Raw genomic sequence first — 19,683 nt, forward strand, 5'->3', positions numbered from 1 at the left:
TTAAGCCCGGTCCGTGATCCATGCAAGCCGGAAACGGTGTGCGCCGGCGTTTCGCGTTCAGGTGTTGCGTCGTCTCAACGCTTTCAGCATGCCGATGAGGTCGGACCCGCCGCTGACCTGGGTGAAGACGGCAAACGTTACCATGCCGACGAGCACGAGCAGAACGAGGCTGCCCGCGCGCACGGCTAGCCACGGTGCCGACAGCCAGGGCGCCATGTAGACGGCGGCAAAATGCACCGCGATCCCCATCAGCAGGCTGGCCAGCACCACCAGCGACAGGCGCCGAAGCAGCTTGAAATCCGGCTGGAAATGGCCGCGGCGCCACAGAACGATGATCAGAAGTCCGGTGTTGACCCAACCCGCCAGCGTGGTGGCCAGCGCGATGCCCACATGCTGCAGCATCGGAAACAGCGCAACCGACAGTCCGACGTTCACGACCATGCCGATAACGGCGAAGATCATCGGTGTCTTGGTGTCTTCCCGGGCGAAATAGCCGGGCGAAAACACCTTGTTGAGCACGAAGGCTGGCAGACCGAAGGAAAACGCCGTCAGGGCCGCGGCTGTGCCTTCCACGGCGGCGGCATCGAAGCGCACCCGCTGAAACAGAACCGAGACGATTTCCTGCGGAATGACCGCCAGCGCGACGGCTGCCGGCAGCGTCAGCACCAGCGAGAACTCCAGCGCGCGGTTGAGACTGTGCTGGTAAGCGCCCATGTGACCGGCGCGCAGCTGCCGCGTGAGGCTCGGCAGCAGCACCACGCCGATGGCGATGCCGATCACCCCGAGCGGCAACTGGTAGAGACGGTCAGCGAAATAGAGCAGCGCGTTGGCGCCTTCCTGCATCGAGGCGATGATCTGGCCGACGGCAATGTTGATCTGGGTGACGCCGCCAGCAACGACACCCGGAATGCCGAGCATCAGCAGGCGTTTGGCCGATTTGGTGTAGCGCGGACGGAAGACTGGGATCTTGAAGCCGAGGCGCTTCAGGTCGATGAGAACGACAACAAGCTGCACGATACCGCCGACAGTGACGCCGACAGCCAGAATGACCCCGAGCGCAGTCTCGTCCTTGATGCCCAGATAAAGCACGGTGCCCAGAACGGCGCTCATCACCACGTTCAGCATCACCGGCGCGAAGGCGGCGGCGGCAAAGCGCTGGTAGGTGTTGAGAATGCCGCCGATGAAGGCAAGCATCGACATGAAGATCAGATAGGGAAACGCGATCCGCGACATCAGCACCGTCAGATCGTATTTGGACGGGTCTTCCACAAAGCCCGGTGCCAGCGCCCAGACGACCAGCGGCATGAAGATCTGCGCGAAGGCCGTCAGCACCAGCAGGCAGAACAGCAGCGCGGCGCCGATTTCGCCGGCAAAGCGTTTTGCCCCGGCATCGCCCTCCTCCTCGACCGTTCGTCCGAACAGCGGAATGAAGGCGGAGTTGAAGGCCCCTTCCGCAAACAGGCGCCGGAACAGGTTGGGCAGGCGGAAGGCCACCACGAAGGCATCGGCAACCGGCCCGGCCCCGACGACGGCGGCCAGAAGCACATCGCGAACGAAGCCGAGCAGGCGGCTCAGCAGGGTCGCGCTGCCGACGGTTGCGAAATTACGGACGAGACTCATGCCGGAAGGGCTCCAGAGACAGAGGGATGCACTTATGAAGCCTGCCGCTGGACCTTGCGGGCTACGGGAGCCGCCGGGTCGAGTTCCACATGGCCTTCAACCGCATCTGCCAGGCGCTCACGGATGATCTCCTGACGTCCGATATTGGCAATTTTCTGTCCGGTTAGATCGGTTACGTAGAATACGTCGACAACCTTCTCGCCGAAGGTCGAAATATGAGCCGAGCCGATGTTCAGGTTGAGCGTCGCAATGGACCGTGTCAGATCGTAGAGCAGGCCTGGACGGTCAAGGCCGGAAATCTCCAGAACCGTGTAATCGTCCGACAGGGCGTTGTTCACCAGAACCTCGCTGGCCACCTTGAAGGCTTTCATGCGGCCCTTTACGCCGGTCTTCTTGGACACGGGCTCGGGAAGCCGCTCCTCACCGCGCAGCGTTGTCTCGATCAGCGCGGCAATCCTCTCGCCCCGGCGTTTTTCGTCTTCATCATCGGGCAGCTCCCGGCCGATAAAGATCGTGTCCAGCGCATAGCCGTCCGTGGTGGTGTCGATCTGCGCGTCAACGATATTGGCACCGGTGGTGTAACAGGCCCCGGCAATGATCGACAGCAGGCGCGGATGGTCCGGCGCCTTGATTGTCAGTTCGGTCACGCCTTCAAAGGCGCGCGGAATGACCTGAAAGGCCAGCTGCTTCTTTTCCCTGTCGGCCTTGTGCAGAAGTTCGGCATGGGAGACCAGCCGCTCCGGTTCCGTGCGCAGCCAATAGGCGGGATAATGCCGGTTCAGGTAGGCGTTCCGGTCCTTGGCGGACCAATGCCCAAGGTTGCTTGCGAGCTCTTCTTTGGCCTGGTCGATGGTCTGGCGATGCGACATCTTCGTGTGGCCGCCGGACAGATGCGGTTCGGTGGCATAGTAGAGCGTGCGCAGCAGCTGCCCCTTCCAGCCGTTGAAGACGCCGGGCCCAACGGCGCGGATATCGGCCACCGTCAGGATCAGCAGCAATTTCAGCCGTTCGAGCGACTGCACGGTGTTCGCGAAATCCGTGATCGTCTTGCGGTCGGACAGGTCGCGCGATTGGGCAATGGTGCTCATGTCCAGGTGACGTTCGATCAGCCAGGCAACGGTTTCGGTTTCCGCATCGTTCAGCCCGAAACGTGGGCACAGCTTGCGGGCAACCCGGGCACCGGCGATGGAATGGTCTTCCGGTCTGCCCTTGGCAATGTCATGCAGGAACATGGCGACAAACAGCACCTTGCGGTTCTGCAGCGTCAGGATCAGGTCGGTTGCCAGCGGATGGTCGTCGCCGGAATTGCCGCGTTCGATATCGGCCAGAACGCCGATGGAGCGGATCAGGTGCTCGTCGACCGTGTAGTGGTGATACATGTTGAACTGCATCATCGCCACGACCTTGCCGAACTCGGGAACGAAGCGGCCGAGCACGCCGGTTTCGTTCATCTTGCGAAGCGTCTTTTCCGGCGCATGGCGCGAGGTCAGGATCGACAGAAACAGCCGGTTCGCCTCCGGGTCGGCGCGCAGGCTGCCATCAACCAGCTTCAGCGAATGCCGGATCAGGCGGGTCAGATGCGGATGCATGTTGTAGTCGTGCTTGTCCGCGACCTGGAACACCCGCAGGAGATTGGTCGGGTCGGTTTCAAACACGGTTGGGGACACCGCATTCAGGCGGTTGTTCTCAACCACGAAACCGCTTGCCCCCTCCACGGGTTTTGCCGTGTTGGAACCCCGGCCTGCGCGCAGGCGGCGCATCATGCCGGTCAGGCCCTTGCCGCGCGGTTCCTTGACGTGTTCTTCCTCCAGCGCGGCGCAGATGATGCGGGTCAGATCCCCCACATCCTTGGCCACCAGGAAGTAGTGTTTCATGAAACGCTCGACATCCTTCATGCCCGGATGCTGGGTGTAGCCGAGCCGGATCGCGATCTCGCGCTGGACGTCAAAGGACAGGCGCTCTTCCGGGCGGCCGGTCAGGAAATGCAGGTGGCAGCGAACCGCCCACAGGAAGTCGTCCGATTTCTTGAACCTTGTATATTCCGAACGGGTCAGAACGCCCTTCTTGACCAGTTCAGATTGTCTTTTGACGCGGTAATGGTACTTGGCGATCCAGAACAGGGTGTTGAGATCGCGCAGGCCGCCCTTGCCTTCCTTGATGTTCGGTTCGACCAGATAGCGCGAGGCACCCTGGCGCTTGTGGCGGTCGTCGCGTTCCTGAAGCTTGGCGGCGATGAACTCGGAGCTGGTGCCTTCGACCACTTCCTTGTCGAAACGCTCGACGAGTTCCTCGAACAGGGCTTCATCACCCCAGATGAAGCGGGCTTCCAGAATGGCGGTGCGGATGGTCATGTCCGACTTGGACAGGCGGATGCACTCGTCGATATTGCGGGTCGCGTGACCCACCTTGAAGCCCAGATCCCACAACATGTAGAGGATATATTCGACCACCTGCTCGCCCCAGGGGGTCTGCTTGTAGGGCAGCACGAACAGAAGATCGATATCGGATCCCGGCGCCAGCGTGCCCCGGCCATAACCGCCGACGGCGGCAACGGACATGCGCTCCGCGGCGGACGGGTTCTTGATCCGGTAGACGTGGTGCAGGGCGAAATCGTAGATCACGCGGATCAACTCGTCCTGGATATAGGACAGCCGCCCGGCGCACAGCAACCCGCCGCCGTCCTCATCCAGCATTTCCTGGGCCTTGCCGCGCGCCTCTTTCACCACAGTCTTCAGCATGGAAAGCACGGCCGAACGGGTCTTCATGTCCGAACCGTCGCCATCGTTGCCGGCGGTCAGCGCGGTCAGGCGATTTCTCAGGTCATCAGCATCGATCAGTCCGGCAAGGTCTTCCTGGGAGAGTTTCATACTGGTCCAGTGTTCAGTTCAGCAGGCGCGGGTTTGCTGCAGCTTATATAGGGGATGGGGTTGTGAAGGACACGTAAATCCTGATCCGACCCGTCTCGGGCCTTGCCACCATGCGTGTGTTTTGCCAGCGCAGGCGAAGACCGGAGAGATCTCATCGGTACCAACGTCTGCCGTGAACCCGAAGTTCCAAGATATGCATTGCGCTTCGGTCAGGATGACAAATGTCGCCAGAGCGGTTGTTCCTAGACGCCGTCCTTGGCAGCAGCGACGCGGAGTTGGTGCAGGAGGGCGGCGAGAGACTCTTCGGAAAGACCTCCGATCTTCAGGGCAAGCTGGTTGGCAAGTTCGGTGGCCTTCGGGTCCATGCCAGCCGTATCGATGGTCACGCGCGGATCGGACAGTTCGGCCAGGCGCTGGATCTCTTCCGCCTCATCCCAGATGACGTTGAAATACGTGATGATTCGCTGGACGAGGAACCAGGTCGGCTTGCCGCGTTTGCCGTGTTCCAGCGCGGACAGATAGGCACTGGAAACCGACAGGGCCGCCGCCATTTCCTTCAGCGACACATCCCGTTTTGTCCTCAGTTCCCGGATTTTTGCGCCAAGTGGGGTCACGGCCCTACCTTCTTTTTCGAATGCGAACATACAGGGCGCCGGCGCCGCCATGGTTCGCGTGGGCCTCCTCGTAGCCGAGCACCACGGCGCGCATGTCGGGCATCGACAGCCACTGGGGTACCATTCTGCGCAAAACGCCGCGCTCGTCCATATAGGCGCGCGCATCGCCGCTGCCCTTGCCCGTGATCACCAGCACCACCTTGTGGCTTCTCGCCTGCGCCTGATGAAGAAAACCACGTAGCCGGTCATGGGCCTGGTGCTGTGTCAGGCCGTGCAGGTCGATCCGCGCATCGATGGCCTTGACACCGCGCACCAGTTTGCGGCGATAGCGGTGCTCAAGCTGATGCAGCGGGAGCGGTGCGGGCGGCGCCTTGGCGGCCGTAGGGGCCTTGATCGCGGTCGCGGTTTTCGGAGGCTTCGCAGAGGCCGCCGGTTCCTCGGCAGTGATTTTCTCAAGGTCGGCCTTGAGCTCCATTGCCCTGTCAGGATGCAGTGGTGTCAGCGTTTTCGCAACCTTGCCCCACAATTCCCTGTCTTCCGGTGACAGCGATCCTTTTTTGCCCCGTCTCGCCATGGATCAGTCCGTCGTCACGCCGGCAGGGTCAAGGCGGAAGGTCGGCACCAGGATCGTGAAGTCGGCCTGGTGCCGGATTTCTCCGGCAATGGCCCCGGCTGCCTGCCCGGAGCCGATGAAAATGTCACCCCGCGCTGGGCCCTTGATCGCCGAGCCTGTGTCGTCGGCAACCATCAGCCTCCGGAAGGGCGTATCGCCGCTGTCATGATCTGCCAGCGTGGAGGACACAAACACCATCGCCCCGTAGGGAATGAAATGCGGATCGACAGCAAGGCTGCGCCCCGCGACAAGCGGAAGGCCGGCAGCGCCTACCGGTCCGTCGCTCAGCCCGATCTCGTCAACCTCCCGGAAGAAGATGAAAGACCGGTTTTGCCGGAACAGCTCATCGCGTTCATCCGGATGGGCTTCCAGCCAGGCCCGCAGGCCGGCAGCCGTGAAATCCTCCGGCGTGCCTTCGCCCCGGGTCACCAGCAGCCGGGCAATGCCGGTGTAAGGATGGCCGGTCTTGCCTGCATACCCGACCCGCATCGCGGTGCCGTCCGCAAGACGAAGTCGGGCCGAACCCTGAACATGCACGAAATAGGCGTCGATCGGATCGGCCAGCCAGACGAGTTCGAGATTTTCCGTATCCAGCTTGCCGTCCATGATGGCGCCCCGGTCCGGCATTTCAGTCAGGTGTCCGTTGACCCTCCGTCCGTGGCTGAGCGCGCCGGGCCAGTTTTTCGGCCGGTTTTCGGGCGTGATCGCCTCTAGCCCGTCCGGTTTTTTCAACAAGGGATACCGGAATTCGTCGGTCCTGACGCGGGACGCGGCCAGCTCCGGTTCGAAATAGCCGGTGACGAAACCGCTCTGGGTGATCCGGAGCGGTGTGAACCGGCTTTCGAAAAATGTCCGCGGCGCGTTGCCGCCCGCTCCGGTCGCCTTTTCGGCGTCGCCACACAGTTTTTGCAGGTCCGACGCGGCAATCGGAGGAAACACTTTGTCTTGGGTGAGGATATCCGGTTTGCGGCACAGGCGCAGAAAGCCGGCAAGGGCGGCGGCATGGTCGTCGTCCTGCCAGCCCGGCAGACTGGAAAAGGAGATTTCCTCGAACCGGTCCGGGATCTGTTGGCCTGGTACCATGGCGGAGGCTGCTCCTGAAAAGAAAAGCGGCGCGGCCAGAACCGCGCCCTTTAGCAGTGAGACAAGCCGGAAGCCCGGCCAGGGCCGCGTGGTCCGCTTGCCCTGCATCGTGATTACTCTGCGGATTCGGTCGCGACCAGCTTCCAGTTCGGATCGCGGGACGTGGTGTCCCGGGCAAACGTCCAGATGTCGATCACTTCGCTGACCTTGGCCGGGTCGCCGTCGACCACTTCGCCGTTCTTGTCCCGCGTGGCGGAAATGAGCTGACTGTGGATTTTCACGGTCACCTGGGCGGTGGAGTTCTTCAGCGCGGCTTCAACGATTTCAGCCTTGTCGATGCCGACAAAGGTCGATTCGATGGTTTCGCCGCGTTTCTCGCGCTCGTCGATGGCCGCAACAAAACCTTCGTAGACCTCACGCGACAGAAGGTTTTTCAACGCCTTCTTGTCGCCGTCTGCAAAGGCCATCACGATCATCTCGTAGGCGGCGCGCGCACCTTCCAGGAAAGGTTCCGGTTCAAAGCTGCGGTCAACGGACAGGATTTGCTTCAAGGCACTGTTTAAAGCGGAGCCTGCCGGCGCAACCTTGTCGATCACGACATCACCGCCACGGCCGGCGTCTTCGACAGTCTCGGCCTCCTGCATCGGCTGGTTCGGCAACGGGATGACATTGTCCTGATCGTTGCCGTTCTTGCGTTCACGCGGCTGATCCGGTTTGGAATAGGGGTCGAATGGCGGGCGTTCGTTGCCGGTACGTTTGCCCAGCACGGATCGCAGTCTGAACAGAATGAAAACCGCAAGTCCCATCAGGAGGAGGTTCAACGGGTCAAAAATCTCGTTCATCGTAACTTCCGGTTACCCTTCTTGAGGCCCTAGAGCCGCCCGCTCTAACTGCCAGGTGAGCGCAGCCTCGTACACAAGGTCTGTCTGCGTCCTATTTAGGGGGTCCTTGAACCAGCATCCAGACCCAAGAGCAAGACTGAATCTTTGCATTCATAGGCATTTCGTGACTGCCTGCTCGCATTTTCGCGAGTGAATGTCTACCTTAGGTCAGAATAGCTTATCAGACGTTGGAGCTCCCGTGGGACTTTATATCATTGCCGCAATCCTTCTTCTGCCCCTGATCGAAATTGCGATGTTCATCTGGGTGGGAGGCATGATCGGTGTTTTTCCGACAATCCTGCTGACGGTGATCACCGCTCTGGCCGGGACATTGATGCTGCGCCAGCAGGGCCTGTCACTGCTGATGCGCATGCAGAAGGAACTGGATGCAGGCCGCACACCCGGAAACGAGGTGATGCAGGGCGCGATGATTGTTCTGGCCAGCATTCTTCTGCTGATTCCGGGCTTTGTGACCGATGCCATCGGTTTGCTGCTGTTCATTCCTCCGGTCCGCGAAGCGTTGGCGCGGTTCATTATCGCCCGCTCGAACGTGGTCATCGTCGAGGGAGGCGGCGGCATGCGCCGTCCGGATGATGGCGTCGTCGATCTGGATGAAGCCGACTGGAGCGAGAAAAGCAGCGGCACCGGCGGCAGTTCCGGCCAGCCGAAGCTCAGCCCGTGGCAGGACGGGTCGGACAACGCCAAGCCCTGATTGCCAGAAGCGGTCACTAAAACGTGACTTTTGGTGTATGCGTAAAATTTACCAGTCATGGTCAAGTCTGGCTTCAAATTTGTCGTGAAACCGGCCCCGAGCCGGCCCTAAGCCAGACTGAAGCGGAGCTCGCAGCCGAAGAATGAGCGCAAGGCGCGTAGATTGGGTGGATACCGCAAAGGGCATCTGCATCATCTTCGTTGTGATGATGCATTCGGTGCTCGGTGTCGAAGCCGCTGCCGGCCAGACAGGCTGGATGCACGTCGTCGTTGCCTTTGCGGCGCCCTTCCGCATGCCGGATTTCTTTCTGATTTCCGGTCTGTTCCTGTCCAACGTCATCGGCCGTGACTGGAAACTCTATCTGGACCGCAAGGTCGTCCACTTCGCCTATTTCTACGTTTTGTGGATGACAATCCAGTTTCTGGTCAAAGCGCCTGTCTTCGTTGAAGAAACCAGCCTCAGGGCAACCGTCGAGCTCTATTTCCTGAGCTTCATCGAGCCTTTCGGCACCCTGTGGTTCATCTACATGCTGCCGATCTTCTTCGTCGTGTCGAAAGCGGCGCATGACAAGGGCGTGCCCTGGCAACTGGTTCTGGCTGTCGGCGCGCTTCTGCAGATCGCTCCCATCCACACCGGCTGGCTTCTGGTGGATGAATTTGCGGCCCGCTTTGTCTTTTTCTATGCAGGCTTCGTCTTTGCACCGCAGATCTTCGCCCTGGCCGGCTGGGCACGGGAGCGGATCTCCGTCAGCCTCGGCTATCTGCTGGTCTGGGGCCTTGTGAACGGCACCCTGGTTTATGCCGGCTGGTCGCATCTGCCGGGCATCGCGCTTGTTCTGGGCGCGGTCGGTGCGGGGGCCATCATCCTCACCAGCGCCTTGATCGTGAAATGGGGCCGGCTCGGGTTTCTTCAGCATTTCGGCGAGAACTCGATCGTCATCTATCTTGCCTTCTTCTTCCCCATGGCGGTGACGCGGGTGATTCTGCTGAAGCTGGGCATATTCGACCTCGGCACCACGTCGTTGATCGTGACGCTTGTGGCGTCGGTAAGTCCGATGATCCTGTTCTGGCTGATCCGCCGCACGAACGTCGGCTGGTTCCTGTTTCGCAGGCCCACATGGGCCTATCTCAGCGGTACTTTCAGCGGGAAACGTCAGGCACAGGCAGCTGAGTGATCGGCGAGCTTGGAAATTTTAACTTTAGGACTTTTCTCCAGAACGGCCTGCGGGCATGATCCGCGCCATGTCGACGCAAAGCACCCCCTCCGCCCTCACCGCCGATGACCATCTCATTCTGGTCGACGGGTCCACGTTCATTTTTCGCGCCTATCACGCGCTGCCGCCGCTGACGCGCAAGCCGGACGGACTGCCGGTCGGGGCGGTTTCGGGCTTCTGCAATATGCTGTGGAAGCTGCTGCAGGAAGGGCTGACACCGGAAGAAGGTGACGAGCCCACCCATTTCGCGGTGATCTTCGACCATTCCGCACAGACCTTCCGGAACGAGATCTACCCGGAGTACAAGGCTCACCGACCCGATCCGCCGGAAGACCTGGTGCCGCAGTTCGGCCTGATCCGCGAGGCAACCCGGGCCTTTTCGGTTCATTGCATTGAGCAGGAAGGCTTCGAGGCTGACGATCTGATCGCGACCTACGCACGCGAAGCTGCCGAACAGGGTGCACGCGTCACCATTGTTTCGGGCGACAAGGACCTGATGCAGCTGATCGGCCCGAAGGTCGGCATGATCGACACCATGAAGAACAAGACCTTCGGCGAAGCCGAGGTGTTCGAGAAATTCGGCGTCGGTCCGGACAAGGTGATCGAGGTGCAGTCCCTGGCAGGTGACAGCGTCGACAACGTGCCGGGCGTGCCGGGCATCGGCCTGAAGACCGCGGCCCTTTTGATCAACGAATTCGGCGATCTTGAAACGCTGCTCGCCAACGCCGACACGATCAAGCAGAACAAGCGCCGGGAAAACCTGATCGAATTCGCCGATCAGGCCCGGATTTCCAGGCAGCTTGTGACCCTGAAGCAGGATGTGCCGGTTGAAGTACCGGTGGGCGAACTCTCGGTGACCGGTATCGACGGCCCCAAGGCCCTCGGTTTCCTCAAGGCCATGGGCTTCACCACCCTCACCCGGCGTGTTGCCGATGTGACGGGTGCCGACATGGACGCGGTCGACGCGGCAGACCTGAAAGTTCCCGGCTGGGACGTTCCGGACCACAAGGGCCGCATGATGGAGCGTCCAGGCGGCGGAGACAGCGTCGCTGCGGAAGCCGAAAAAAGCCCGGACGGCGCGGATCCGGACACTTCCGGTCTGCTGGTGCCCCAGACGGTTGCCGATGCCCGTGCCCAATCGATCCGGGCTATCCCGGTCGACAGCAGCGCCTATGAAACCGTCACCAGCCTCGAGCGGCTGAAGGAATGGTGCGACGCGGCCTTTGAAAAGGGCTACGTCTCCTTCGACACGGAAACTACGTCACTGGACGCCATGCAGGCCGAGCTTGTCGGCGTGTCGCTGTCCACCGAACCCGGCAAGGCGTGTTACGTGCCGCTGGGCCATGTCGACGGCGAGGGCGATCTTCTGGGGGGCGGCGGCCTTGTCGAAGGCCAGATCCCGCTGAAAGATGCGCTGGACGTGCTGAAGCCGATGCTGGAGGACCGTTCGGTCCTCAAGATCGCGCAGAACCTCAAGTACGACTGGCTGGTGATGACCCGCTACGGCATCGACATCACGCCTTTCGATGACACGATGCTGCTGTCCTACACGGTCGATGCCGGCAAGGGCGGCAACGGCATGGACGAATTGTCCGAGCGCTGGCTCGACCACAAGCCGATCCCGTTCAAGGAAATCTGCGGCTCCGGCAAGTCGATGATCACCTTCGACAAGGTGACCATCGACAAGGCAACCGCCTATGCGGCGGAAGATGCCGATGTCACGCTGCGCCTCTGGCTGATCCTGAAGCCGCGCCTGGCATCCGAGCGCATGGCGACCGTTTATGAGACGCTCGAACGGCCTATGGTCCCGGTGCTGGCGCGCATGGAAAAGCGCGGCATTTCCGTCGACCGGCAGATGCTGTCACGCCTGTCGGGCGAATTCGCGCAAGGGATGGCAGGCAAGGAATCCGAGATTTACGAACTGGCCGGTGAAAACTTCAATATCGGTTCGCCCAAGCAGCTTGGCGATATCCTGTTCGGCAAGATGGGCCTTCCCGGCGGCAAGAAGACAAAGACCGGCGCCTGGTCGACCTCGGCGCAGGTTCTGGAAGATCTGGCGGCTGAAGGGCACGAACTGCCGTCGCGGATCGTCTCCTGGCGCCAGCTCTCCAAGCTGAAATCAACCTATACCGACGCTCTGCCAGGTTACATCAATCCGGAAACGGGCCGCGTGCACACGTCCTACGCGCTGGCTGCCACCACCACGGGGCGCCTGTCCTCGTCAGAACCGAACCTGCAGAACATTCCGGTCCGGACCGAGGAAGGCAGGAAGATCCGCAAGGCCTTCATCGCCGAAAAGGGCCACAAGCTGATCTCTGCCGACTACAGCCAGATCGAGCTGCGTGTCCTGGCGCATATGGCTGATATTCCGCAATTGAAGAAGGCGTTCGATGACGGGCTGGACATTCACGCCATGACGGCAAGTGAAATGTTCGGCACGCCAATCGAAGGCATGGACCCGATGGTCCGCCGCCGGGCCAAGGCGATCAACTTCGGCATCATCTACGGTATTTCCGCGTTCGGCCTTGCCAATCAGCTCGGCATTTCCCGGGGTGAGGCGGGGGACTACATCAAGACCTATTTCGAGCGGTTCCCGGGCATCAAGGATTACATGGAAGCGACCAAGAAGCAGGTTCATGCAAATGGCTACGTGACCACGATCTTTGGCCGCAAGGCCCATTATCCGGAAGTGAACACCAAGAACCCGAACATGCGCGCCTTCTATGAGCGCGCCGCCATCAACGCCCCGATCCAGGGGTCCGCAGCAGATATCCTGCGCCGGGCGATGGTGCGCATGGAAAACCGGCTGGAAGGCTCAAAGCTGGATGCACAGATGCTGCTTCAGGTGCACGACGAACTGATCTTCGAAGTACCGGATGCGCAGGTGGAAACCACAATCCCGTTGATCAAGGACGTCATGGAAAACGCCTGCGATCCGGCACTGAAACTCTCCGTGCCGCTACAGGTCGATGCCCGCGCTGCCGACAACTGGGACGAGGCACACTAACGCGTGTCGCGTTTAACCGGGTAAATCCTGCATCGCTTTTGCGTTGAAAGCTCTGATGTCAGACAGCGAAAAGCGATGCCGAAATAACGCGGTTTGCTCCAGGCGTTTCAATCTCTACTGGCCAGCAGACCTCAGGCCTGCTGGGCCCGGCGCCGGAACAACGGCTGGATTAGCCGGCGGTAGGCGAGTGCGAAGCCCGTGTAGAAAAGAAACACCGACGCCAGCGAGGCCAGCCCGGCGAGGGTCTGGCCGACAAGGCCGTAGACCTCGCCGGTGTGCAGGAACCTCAGAAACATCCGGGCGCGCCGGCCAGCGGGTTGGTCTTCGGCGCCGCTGACGCCCAGCACGTCTCCCGAAACCCTGGAGACCGTGTAGGTCGTCTGGCGGGAAAGCTGGGTGCCGTTGCCGGTATCCACTGTCACCATCACGCGCGCGGCCTGTCCGTTCGGCAATTTGATCGAAAGGGTCCGCCAGTCCGGTTCTGTCTGTTTCAGCTCGTCGGCAATTGCCTGCAGGCTGACAGGCTCGCCCTGCGCCCGGTTCTGCCCTTGCGGCGCTGCGCTTGCCGCCAGTCCGGATTGCGCGGGGGACACGGGTCCGAAGACGGCGGCCACCATGTCGCTGGCCCAGGGATAGGAAATGACAACGCCGGAAAGTACCACCGCAAACAGCGGCACCAGCGCCCAGATGCCGAAAACATGGTGCCAGTTGTAATCACGCGCCTTTGAGGTTGGCAGGTTTTTGCGGAAAAGAACGTTCAGTTTCACAATCCGCCAGGTCCATTTCTTCGGCCACCAGAGATAAAATCCCGAAACGAGGATGAACAGGAAGCCGAGATTGGCGGCGCCTGTCACGGCGCGGCCGATAGTCCGGTTGTCACCGGAAAGGGAAAACCAGCGGTGGAGCGCGGTCACTGTGCCGAAAAAGGACTTCGTGCCTTCAGCGGCCTTGTCGATCCGCTCGCCGGTGTAGGGATTGAGGAGGTAATTTTCGCGGCGGCTGACCGAAAGCGTCACTGGCGCGCCTTCCTGCCTGGGCAGGACCAGCGAATTGCCGGCTTGGGCGCCATTTGCCAGCGCCACGCTTGCCAGTTCGTCGGCCGTCATCAACTGCCCGTCGACAGGTCGTTCGACCGCGCGGTTTTCAGCAAAGGAGATGATCTGGCGTTCGTAAGTCAGCAGCACGCCGGTTGCCGACATCAGGAGGATAATCAGACCGAAGGCGACCCCGACGACGAGATGCGCCCAGAAAACGATACGTTTGAAAGACATGGTACAACTGCCTTTTTCAGACCCGATGTGACGGTTACCGGTCCCTCCTATCCCGGCCTTTAAAGGCGTAGGCCGAAGTGCTCGTAAGGTCAAAGGCAACCGCGGGCTGTGTGGACTGTAAATTGTAACCAGATGTCCCCGCTGCAGCGAAACGGGCGAAGGGCAAAAGTAATTGGCGACGATAAATAAAGGTATCTCAAGGGCTTGAAAGAAGAGGCCTCCGTTTTGGCCGGCGGAACCTATCACAACCTGCATACAATTTGCCGCACTTCGCAAGCCCGGAAAGGGCCGGTGCATTGGTGCTGCTGGCTGCGGCCAGCAGCAGTGCCGCACTGCTGTCCCTGAGAACAGGACCGACTGCGGAATGGCTGTCCAAAGTGTGGGACCAGACAATCAATGGGGCCTTCGGCGCCGGCCCCGTCGACGCCACCCGCTTCATGGCTGTATCCGCCTTCAGCGAGCGGTTGGTCCGGCGCATCGATGACAAGACGGCGCGAAGCGCACAGAAGACTGATGGATCTCCTGCAGAACCGGCCTGAACGCTCAGCCCGTCAGACCACCCGCAAATCCGGCTGTATCTTGCCGGCCAGAGCCGAGCGCGGAGCGATGGCGTTCTGCAACAGGTCGTTGAGGTGTTCTTCCAGATAATCGACGATGGGCGACTGCGTCGTCGACTGGGTGTAAATCGCGAGCTGCGTTGCCGGAAGCTTCGGAAACCCGTCCTGCTCTTTCAGGATCTTGAAGCCTTCCAGAATGGCGCCCGATGGCAGGCAGCAAAGACCCGCTCCCGACAGCACGGCCACCTGGGCGGCTGCGACACTGGTGGTGGTGATGCGCTCGTACCACTGCCGGCCGGCACGGGCGAGCGAACCGAAGGAAATTTCGCGGAAAGGGCAGGGTTCCGGGAACATGATCAGCGGCAGGGGATCGGTTAGTGGACAATTGTCGCCGACGGCCCAGTGCAGCGGTTCCTCAAATATCTCGACTGGCTTCTGCTTGGTCTGCGAGACAAGAGCAATCGCCAGGTTGATTTCGTTGTTGGACAGCATTTCGTGCAGCGTGGCACTGTCGGCCACCGTCATCTCAAGCTTCACGTTTGGGTGAATACGAACGAAATTGCAGAAGATCGATTGCAACTGTCCGGTTGCATACCATTCGGGCAGGCCGACATGCACCGTGCCGGTCAGCTCAGGTGCGGACAGGCGCAACCTGGCTTCCTCGTGCGACCTCAGGATTTCGGTGGCATGCTGATAGAGAATCCGGCCCGCTGGCGTGAGATTCATGGTGCGCGCGCTGCGTTCGATCAGCGGCTTGCCGACCCGTTCCTCCAGGCGCCGAAGCTGTGTGCTGACGCAGGGTTGCGTGCGGTTCAGCCGTGATCCAGCATGGGTGACGTTGCCTGCTTCCGCGACAGCAACAAAGGCTTCCAGAAGTTCGATATTAAAACGGCCGATAGTCACGTCTCTGCCTCCGTTTTAACGCAAGACGACCGACACGGTTTTCCGCGGGTCCAGCGCCACGCAAGCATAACGTTCTATTATGGGGCGATTCAATTATAAATTTAGGAGGTAGTAAAAAATCCCGTAATCCGAGAGTCTCTTTTGTCAAAACAGGTATCCGCCATGACTTTAGCGCTTTCCTATGGCCAGCCGGAGCATGGGCCAGATCACCACTCGACCGGCCCCCTTTCGCTGCAACAAAGAGTTCACAGGGCAATTGCCTGCCATACCGAATTCAGTCTCGACACCATCCTGACCCAGGACAACCGGGTAAAATACACCAACGAAGGCAGTTCGCAGACGGCGACAGGACCGCTGGACGAAGTGTTTCAGCTCATGCGTCAGCTTAACGAGGCGGGGATCGCGTCGGATACGCTTGGCCGGACGCACGAGAATGGCAGATCGTTCCGGACCGCATTGGAGGAAAGCTGCCGGCGGATCGCCAGCGCCTTTGCAGGTAAGCAGCTGGTGTATGTCGAACTCGGGCCGGAGCCGGTCAAGACCGGGTTCATTCTCAAGACCCTGCAGAAATTGGGCGTTATCATAGATCGTTATATAGCCGTCGACATCAACCCGATGTCCGCCGCGCCGATGCGCGCGGCCCTTGCGGCGGTCCTGCCGCAAACACCGCTCGAATTTGTCACGGCCCCCTTCGAGGCCTGCCGCCTGGAAGACATGATCGGCAGCGATGCCCCGCCAGCGCTGGTGACCATGCTCGGATTTCAGGAAGGCAATGACGATCCGCTGGTGGTCAACGGCTGGCTGCGGAACATCACCCGGCCAGGAGATCTGCTGTTGTCGGAAAGCCAGCTATACACGATCGAACAGACGGACAAGATCTCCGGCTTTTACGCTCATCCGGCGATGCAACGCTTTTCGCGGATCGCTTTCGAGAGGGCCGTCGACCGTAATCTGCCGACATTGAACCGCTTCTTTTTGCTGCCGGTCGTGTTCGACGATGGCCAAAGCGCGCAAGTGGCCATTTTGGCCGAAGAATTCGCCCATGCAATCAATGGAAGAAACTTGCATGTTTCCAACTTCTGCCTGAAACTTACGCGGGATCAGTATCGCTCGTACCGGGAGGAGGGTGGCCATTTCGAAATCTTCGGCGAGAGCTTCACGGATGACCAAACACTTCACTTCCAGCTCTCCCGCCGGGTTTGAGATGACCTTGGCACAGACCCGCGGTCTTACGGCTGCGGGTCTGGCCATCGTCGCCGTCACCTACGGGCTGGCCCGCTACTGTTTCGGCCTGTTCCTGCCGGAAATCCGCCAGGAATTTGCATTGACGCCGGAAACCGTCGGCCTGATCGCCGGTCTGTCCTATCTGGGATATCTCGCGGCGACCTTCCTCGGCTCCTGGCTGTCGACGGTCTTTGAACCTCGCCTGCCGATCCTGCTCGGGGGGCTTGCCGCGACAACGGGCATGACCACCATCGCCCTGGCGCAGACGCCGTTCGTGCTGGCGCTGGGCGTGTTCGTGGCCGGTGCCAGCCCTGGTCTTTCGTACCCGCCTTTTTCCGATGTCATCGTCCGTCACACCGAACTCAGCCGGCAGAACGGTGTCTATGCCTGGATCAACTCCGGCACCGGCTTTGGCGTCGCCTTTGCGGGGCCGCTTGCCCTCTTTGCCGGAGGCGACTGGCGTCTGGCCTGGCTGGTCTTCGCGGCCATTGCCCTTGCTGTGACAGTCTGGAACGCGGCTACCCTGCCAAGGCGCAGCGCCTATATGGAACACACCCGCACAAGGGTTTCTCCCTGGATCCTCCTGGACCGGACGGCGCGCAGACTGTTTGTGGCCTCCTTTCTTTTCGGCACCGTCACCGCCGTCTACTGGACCTACGCGGTCGAACTCCTGACCATGCTGACGGGCAATCCGCGCGATGCGATCCTGTTCTGGATCGTCCTGGGCATTTCCGGTGTCACCGGCTGCTTCGCGGGCGGGGTCGTCAACCGCTGGGGACTGGGAACCGCCTATCGCGGTTTGGCGCTGCTGGTCGGAACCTCGGTCGGCACACTGCCCCTTCTGGTGGAAACCAGGCTCGGGATCTATCTGTCGGCGGCCTGTTTTGGAGTAGGTTTCATCGTGATGACGGCTCTTTTCGGCATGTGGAGCATGAGGCTCTTCCGGCAGGCACCGTCCATCGGCTTCGGATTCACGTTTTTCCTGATTTCCCTTGGCCAGGGAGTGGGGCCGGTGCTGAGCGGCTTTCTCATTCCGGTAACCGGCCACTCTGCGCTGTTCTTTGCAGCCGGGCTCCTGTGCTGCGCACTGGCGGGTTTTGCGGCCGGAAAAGAGATCGAACCCGCCAGACCATAACAGCGGGTTATGATGGGCATTGCCCGCATAACCGCTATGTGCTGGCATTTCCTGAAAATTGTAAGCATGGTGGCGGCACGCTATGATTGATGAACAAAATGCGATTGGATCGATGATACTTACCGCCGCCAACACCGCCGGGGCCAAGCTCGATATGGAGCTTTGCCGCGCCCTATACGAAAAAGACCCTGACCGGCTCCTTCAGCTTGTGTCCGACTGGCTGGAAACCAACGGACTGCAGCCGAGTGAGGACTTCGAGGTGCCGGACTATCTGAATGCCGTCCTGACCCATGGCACCGTTACCGTTCCCAGCGCAAGCAAGCTGCGCGTGCTGATGTCCTGACCGGACTTGTCCCATCTGTTCCATATTTGTTCTTGCGTCTTTTCACGACATATGCTTCGTTGACCTGCATCTGTAAGTAGAGGTGAAAATGGTCAGCCGGATCACGACGGTCGCGTTTCGGGGCATCGAGGCAGTTCCGGTGGACGTGCAGGTGCATGTCGGGCCGGGCATGGTTGCCTTCACTATTGTCGGCCTGCCCGACAAGGCCGTTGCAGAAAGCCGTGAACGTGTTCGCGCGGCACTTGCCGCCTCTGGTCTGGCCCTTCCTGCCAAGCGCGTCACAGTCAATCTTGCCCCTGCCGACCTGCCCAAGGAAGGCTCGCATTACGACCTGCCGATCGCGCTGGGCGTGATGGCCGCTATCGGCGCCATTCCCGCTGAATTTCTGGAAAAATATGTCGTCCTGGGCGAGCTCGGCCTCGACGGGACCCTTGCGCCTGTTGCCGGTGTTCTGCCGGCCGCCATGGGTGCCAACGGCATCGGCAAGGGGCTGATCTGCCCGGAAGCCAGCGGCGGCGAGGCCGCCTGGGCCGATGCGGACATGGATATTCTTGCGCCCCGCTCGCTGATCCAGCTCGCCAATCACTTCAAGGGAACACAGGTTCTCTCGCGCCCGGTGGCCCGGCTGCGCGGCAACGCCGGCGCACTGCCGGACCTTGCCGAGGTCAAGGGTCAGGAAAGCGCGCGGCGGGCGTTGGAGATCGCGGCCGCTGGCGGCCACAACCTTCTGATGACCGGGCCTCCCGGCTCCGGCAAATCGATGCTGGCGCAGCGCCTGCCGTCGATCCTGCCGGCCCTCACCCCGCGCGAGCTGCTGGAAGTCTCGATGATCGCCTCGCTTGCGGGCGAACTTGCCGAAGGCAAATTGACGGACCGCCGGCCCTTCCGCGCGCCCCATCATTCCGCCTCCATGGCGGCTCTGGTTGGCGGCGGAATGCGGGCCCGGCCGGGCGAGGTCTCGCTCGCCCATAACGGTGTGTTATTCCTGGACGAACTGCCGGAGTTCAATCCGCAGGTTCTCGACAGCCTGCGACAGCCGTTGGAATCGGGCGAGGCGGTGATCGCCCGCGCCAATCACCGGGTCACCTATCCGGCCCGCATCCAGCTGGTGGCGGCCATGAACCCCTGCCGATGCGGCCACGCGGGCGAGCCGGGCCACCAGTGCCGCCGGGGCGAGAGGTGTGTCACCGACTATCAGGCCCGTGTGTCCGGCCCGCTGCTTGACCGGATCGATGTCAGGATCGAGGTTCCAGCCGTTACGGCGGCCGACCTGATCGGCCCTGCGGCCAGCGAGCCGTCTGCCGTCGTGGCGGCGCGTGTAGCCGAAGCGCGCAGGATCCAGGCAGAGCGTTTCCTGGAACTCGGCCTTGCCTGCCGCACAAACGCTCAGGCACCTGCATCGATTGTGGAAACCATGACGCGGCCGGACGACAAGGGCCTGGCCTTCCTGCGCGATGTTGCCGAACGTCTCGCCCTGAGCGCACGCGGATACCACCGCGTCCTCAAACTTGCCCGCACACTGGCCGATCTGGACGGTGCGGATCAGGTCGGCCGCATTCATCTGGCCGAAGCGCTCAGCTATCGCGGCGAAGACATGTCCCGCAAGGCGGCGTGAGGGCGTTGACGGCGAACACCTAAGG

The 19,683-nt window shown here is 61.1% G+C and carries 16 protein-coding genes; 8 read left to right on the plus strand and 8 right to left on the minus strand.

Annotated features, from left to right (window positions below):
* Positions 1 to 57: 57 nt before the first annotated feature.
* The 6 genes from murJ to V1T76_RS14450 all read right to left on the minus strand — a co-directional run bounded on the left by murJ (position 58) and on the right by V1T76_RS14450 (position 7,639).
* Positions 58 to 1,620, minus strand: a complete 1,563-nt coding sequence (gene murJ / locus V1T76_RS14425; RefSeq protein WP_330561338.1) for a murein biosynthesis integral membrane protein MurJ — start codon at positions 1,618 to 1,620, stop codon at positions 58 to 60.
* A gap of 32 nt (positions 1,621 to 1,652) precedes the next feature.
* A complete protein-coding gene (locus tag V1T76_RS14430; protein ID WP_330561339.1) occupies positions 1,653 to 4,487 on the minus strand; it encodes a [protein-PII] uridylyltransferase in 2,835 nt (944 codons plus the stop codon).
* Positions 4,488 to 4,729: 242 nt separating this feature from the next.
* A complete protein-coding gene (locus V1T76_RS14435; RefSeq protein ID WP_006936926.1) occupies positions 4,730 to 5,101 on the minus strand; it encodes a helix-turn-helix domain-containing protein in 372 nt (123 codons plus the stop codon).
* A 4-nt stretch (positions 5,102 to 5,105) separates the two neighbouring features.
* Positions 5,106 to 5,675 carry a Smr/MutS family protein gene (locus V1T76_RS14440; protein ID WP_330561340.1) on the minus strand — a complete coding sequence of 190 codons (570 nt, stop codon included), beginning with the start codon at positions 5,673 to 5,675 and terminating at the stop codon, positions 5,106 to 5,108.
* A 3-nt stretch (positions 5,676 to 5,678) separates the two neighbouring features.
* Complete coding sequence (gene mltA / locus V1T76_RS14445) at positions 5,679 to 6,797, minus strand: murein transglycosylase A (protein ID WP_330561341.1); 1,119 nt, start codon at positions 6,795 to 6,797, stop codon at positions 5,679 to 5,681.
* 113 nt (positions 6,798 to 6,910) lie between these two features.
* Positions 6,911 to 7,639, minus strand: a complete 729-nt coding sequence (locus V1T76_RS14450) for a Tim44/TimA family putative adaptor protein (protein ID WP_330561343.1) — start codon at positions 7,637 to 7,639, stop codon at positions 6,911 to 6,913.
* A 238-nt stretch (positions 7,640 to 7,877) separates the two neighbouring features.
* On the opposite strand from V1T76_RS14450, the gene V1T76_RS14455 reads away from it, so the two are divergent.
* The 3 genes from V1T76_RS14455 (at position 7,878) to polA (ending at position 12,610) form a co-directional block, all read left to right on the plus strand.
* Positions 7,878 to 8,390: an FxsA family protein gene (locus V1T76_RS14455; protein WP_330561344.1), complete on the plus strand. Its 513-nt coding sequence runs from the start codon at positions 7,878 to 7,880 to the stop codon at positions 8,388 to 8,390.
* A 142-nt stretch (positions 8,391 to 8,532) separates the two neighbouring features.
* A complete protein-coding gene (locus V1T76_RS14460; RefSeq protein WP_330561345.1) occupies positions 8,533 to 9,564 on the plus strand; it encodes an acyltransferase family protein in 1,032 nt (343 codons plus the stop codon).
* 55 nt (positions 9,565 to 9,619) lie between these two features.
* Complete coding sequence (gene polA / locus V1T76_RS14465) at positions 9,620 to 12,610, plus strand: DNA polymerase I (RefSeq protein ID WP_330561347.1); 2,991 nt, start codon at positions 9,620 to 9,622, stop codon at positions 12,608 to 12,610.
* A gap of 131 nt (positions 12,611 to 12,741) precedes the next feature.
* On the opposite strand, the gene V1T76_RS14470 is transcribed toward polA, so the two are convergent.
* Positions 12,742 to 13,881, minus strand: a complete 1,140-nt coding sequence (locus tag V1T76_RS14470; protein ID WP_330561348.1) for a PepSY-associated TM helix domain-containing protein — start codon at positions 13,879 to 13,881, stop codon at positions 12,742 to 12,744.
* A gap of 260 nt (positions 13,882 to 14,141) precedes the next feature.
* Between V1T76_RS14470 and V1T76_RS14475 the strand changes: the two genes are divergently transcribed.
* Entirely contained in the window at positions 14,142 to 14,420 is a 279-nt protein-coding gene (locus V1T76_RS14475; protein ID WP_330561349.1) for a hypothetical protein, read from the plus strand.
* 12 nt (positions 14,421 to 14,432) lie between these two features.
* Here the strand turns inward: V1T76_RS14475 and V1T76_RS14480 are convergent, their stop codons facing one another.
* Positions 14,433 to 15,341 carry a LysR family transcriptional regulator gene (locus V1T76_RS14480; protein ID WP_006936936.1) on the minus strand — a complete coding sequence of 303 codons (909 nt, stop codon included), beginning with the start codon at positions 15,339 to 15,341 and terminating at the stop codon, positions 14,433 to 14,435.
* A 162-nt stretch (positions 15,342 to 15,503) separates the two neighbouring features.
* Here V1T76_RS14480 and V1T76_RS14485 point away from each other — a divergent pair, with 162 nt between their 5' ends.
* From V1T76_RS14485 to V1T76_RS14500, 4 genes are all read left to right on the plus strand, one after another.
* The gene (locus V1T76_RS14485) at positions 15,504 to 16,544 is read left to right on the plus strand and encodes an L-histidine N(alpha)-methyltransferase (RefSeq protein WP_330561350.1); all 1,041 of its coding nucleotides are present in this window, start codon (positions 15,504 to 15,506) and stop codon (positions 16,542 to 16,544) included.
* Positions 16,504 to 17,700: a YbfB/YjiJ family MFS transporter gene (locus V1T76_RS14490; RefSeq protein WP_330561351.1), complete on the plus strand. Its 1,197-nt coding sequence runs from the start codon at positions 16,504 to 16,506 to the stop codon at positions 17,698 to 17,700. The genes V1T76_RS14485 and V1T76_RS14490 overlap by 41 nt, the downstream gene beginning before the upstream one ends.
* 82 nt (positions 17,701 to 17,782) lie before the next feature.
* Positions 17,783 to 18,043 (plus strand): hypothetical protein, encoded by a 261-nt coding sequence (locus V1T76_RS14495; RefSeq protein ID WP_330561352.1) that lies wholly within the window; start codon positions 17,783 to 17,785, stop codon positions 18,041 to 18,043.
* A gap of 88 nt (positions 18,044 to 18,131) precedes the next feature.
* A complete protein-coding gene (locus V1T76_RS14500) occupies positions 18,132 to 19,658 on the plus strand; it encodes a YifB family Mg chelatase-like AAA ATPase (RefSeq protein ID WP_330561353.1) in 1,527 nt (508 codons plus the stop codon).
* Positions 19,659 to 19,683: the final 25 nt, after the last annotated feature.

This window comes from Roseibium sp. FZY0029 (assembly GCF_036350355.1).
In the GTDB taxonomy this organism is placed as follows: Bacteria; Pseudomonadota; Alphaproteobacteria; order Rhizobiales; family Stappiaceae; genus Roseibium.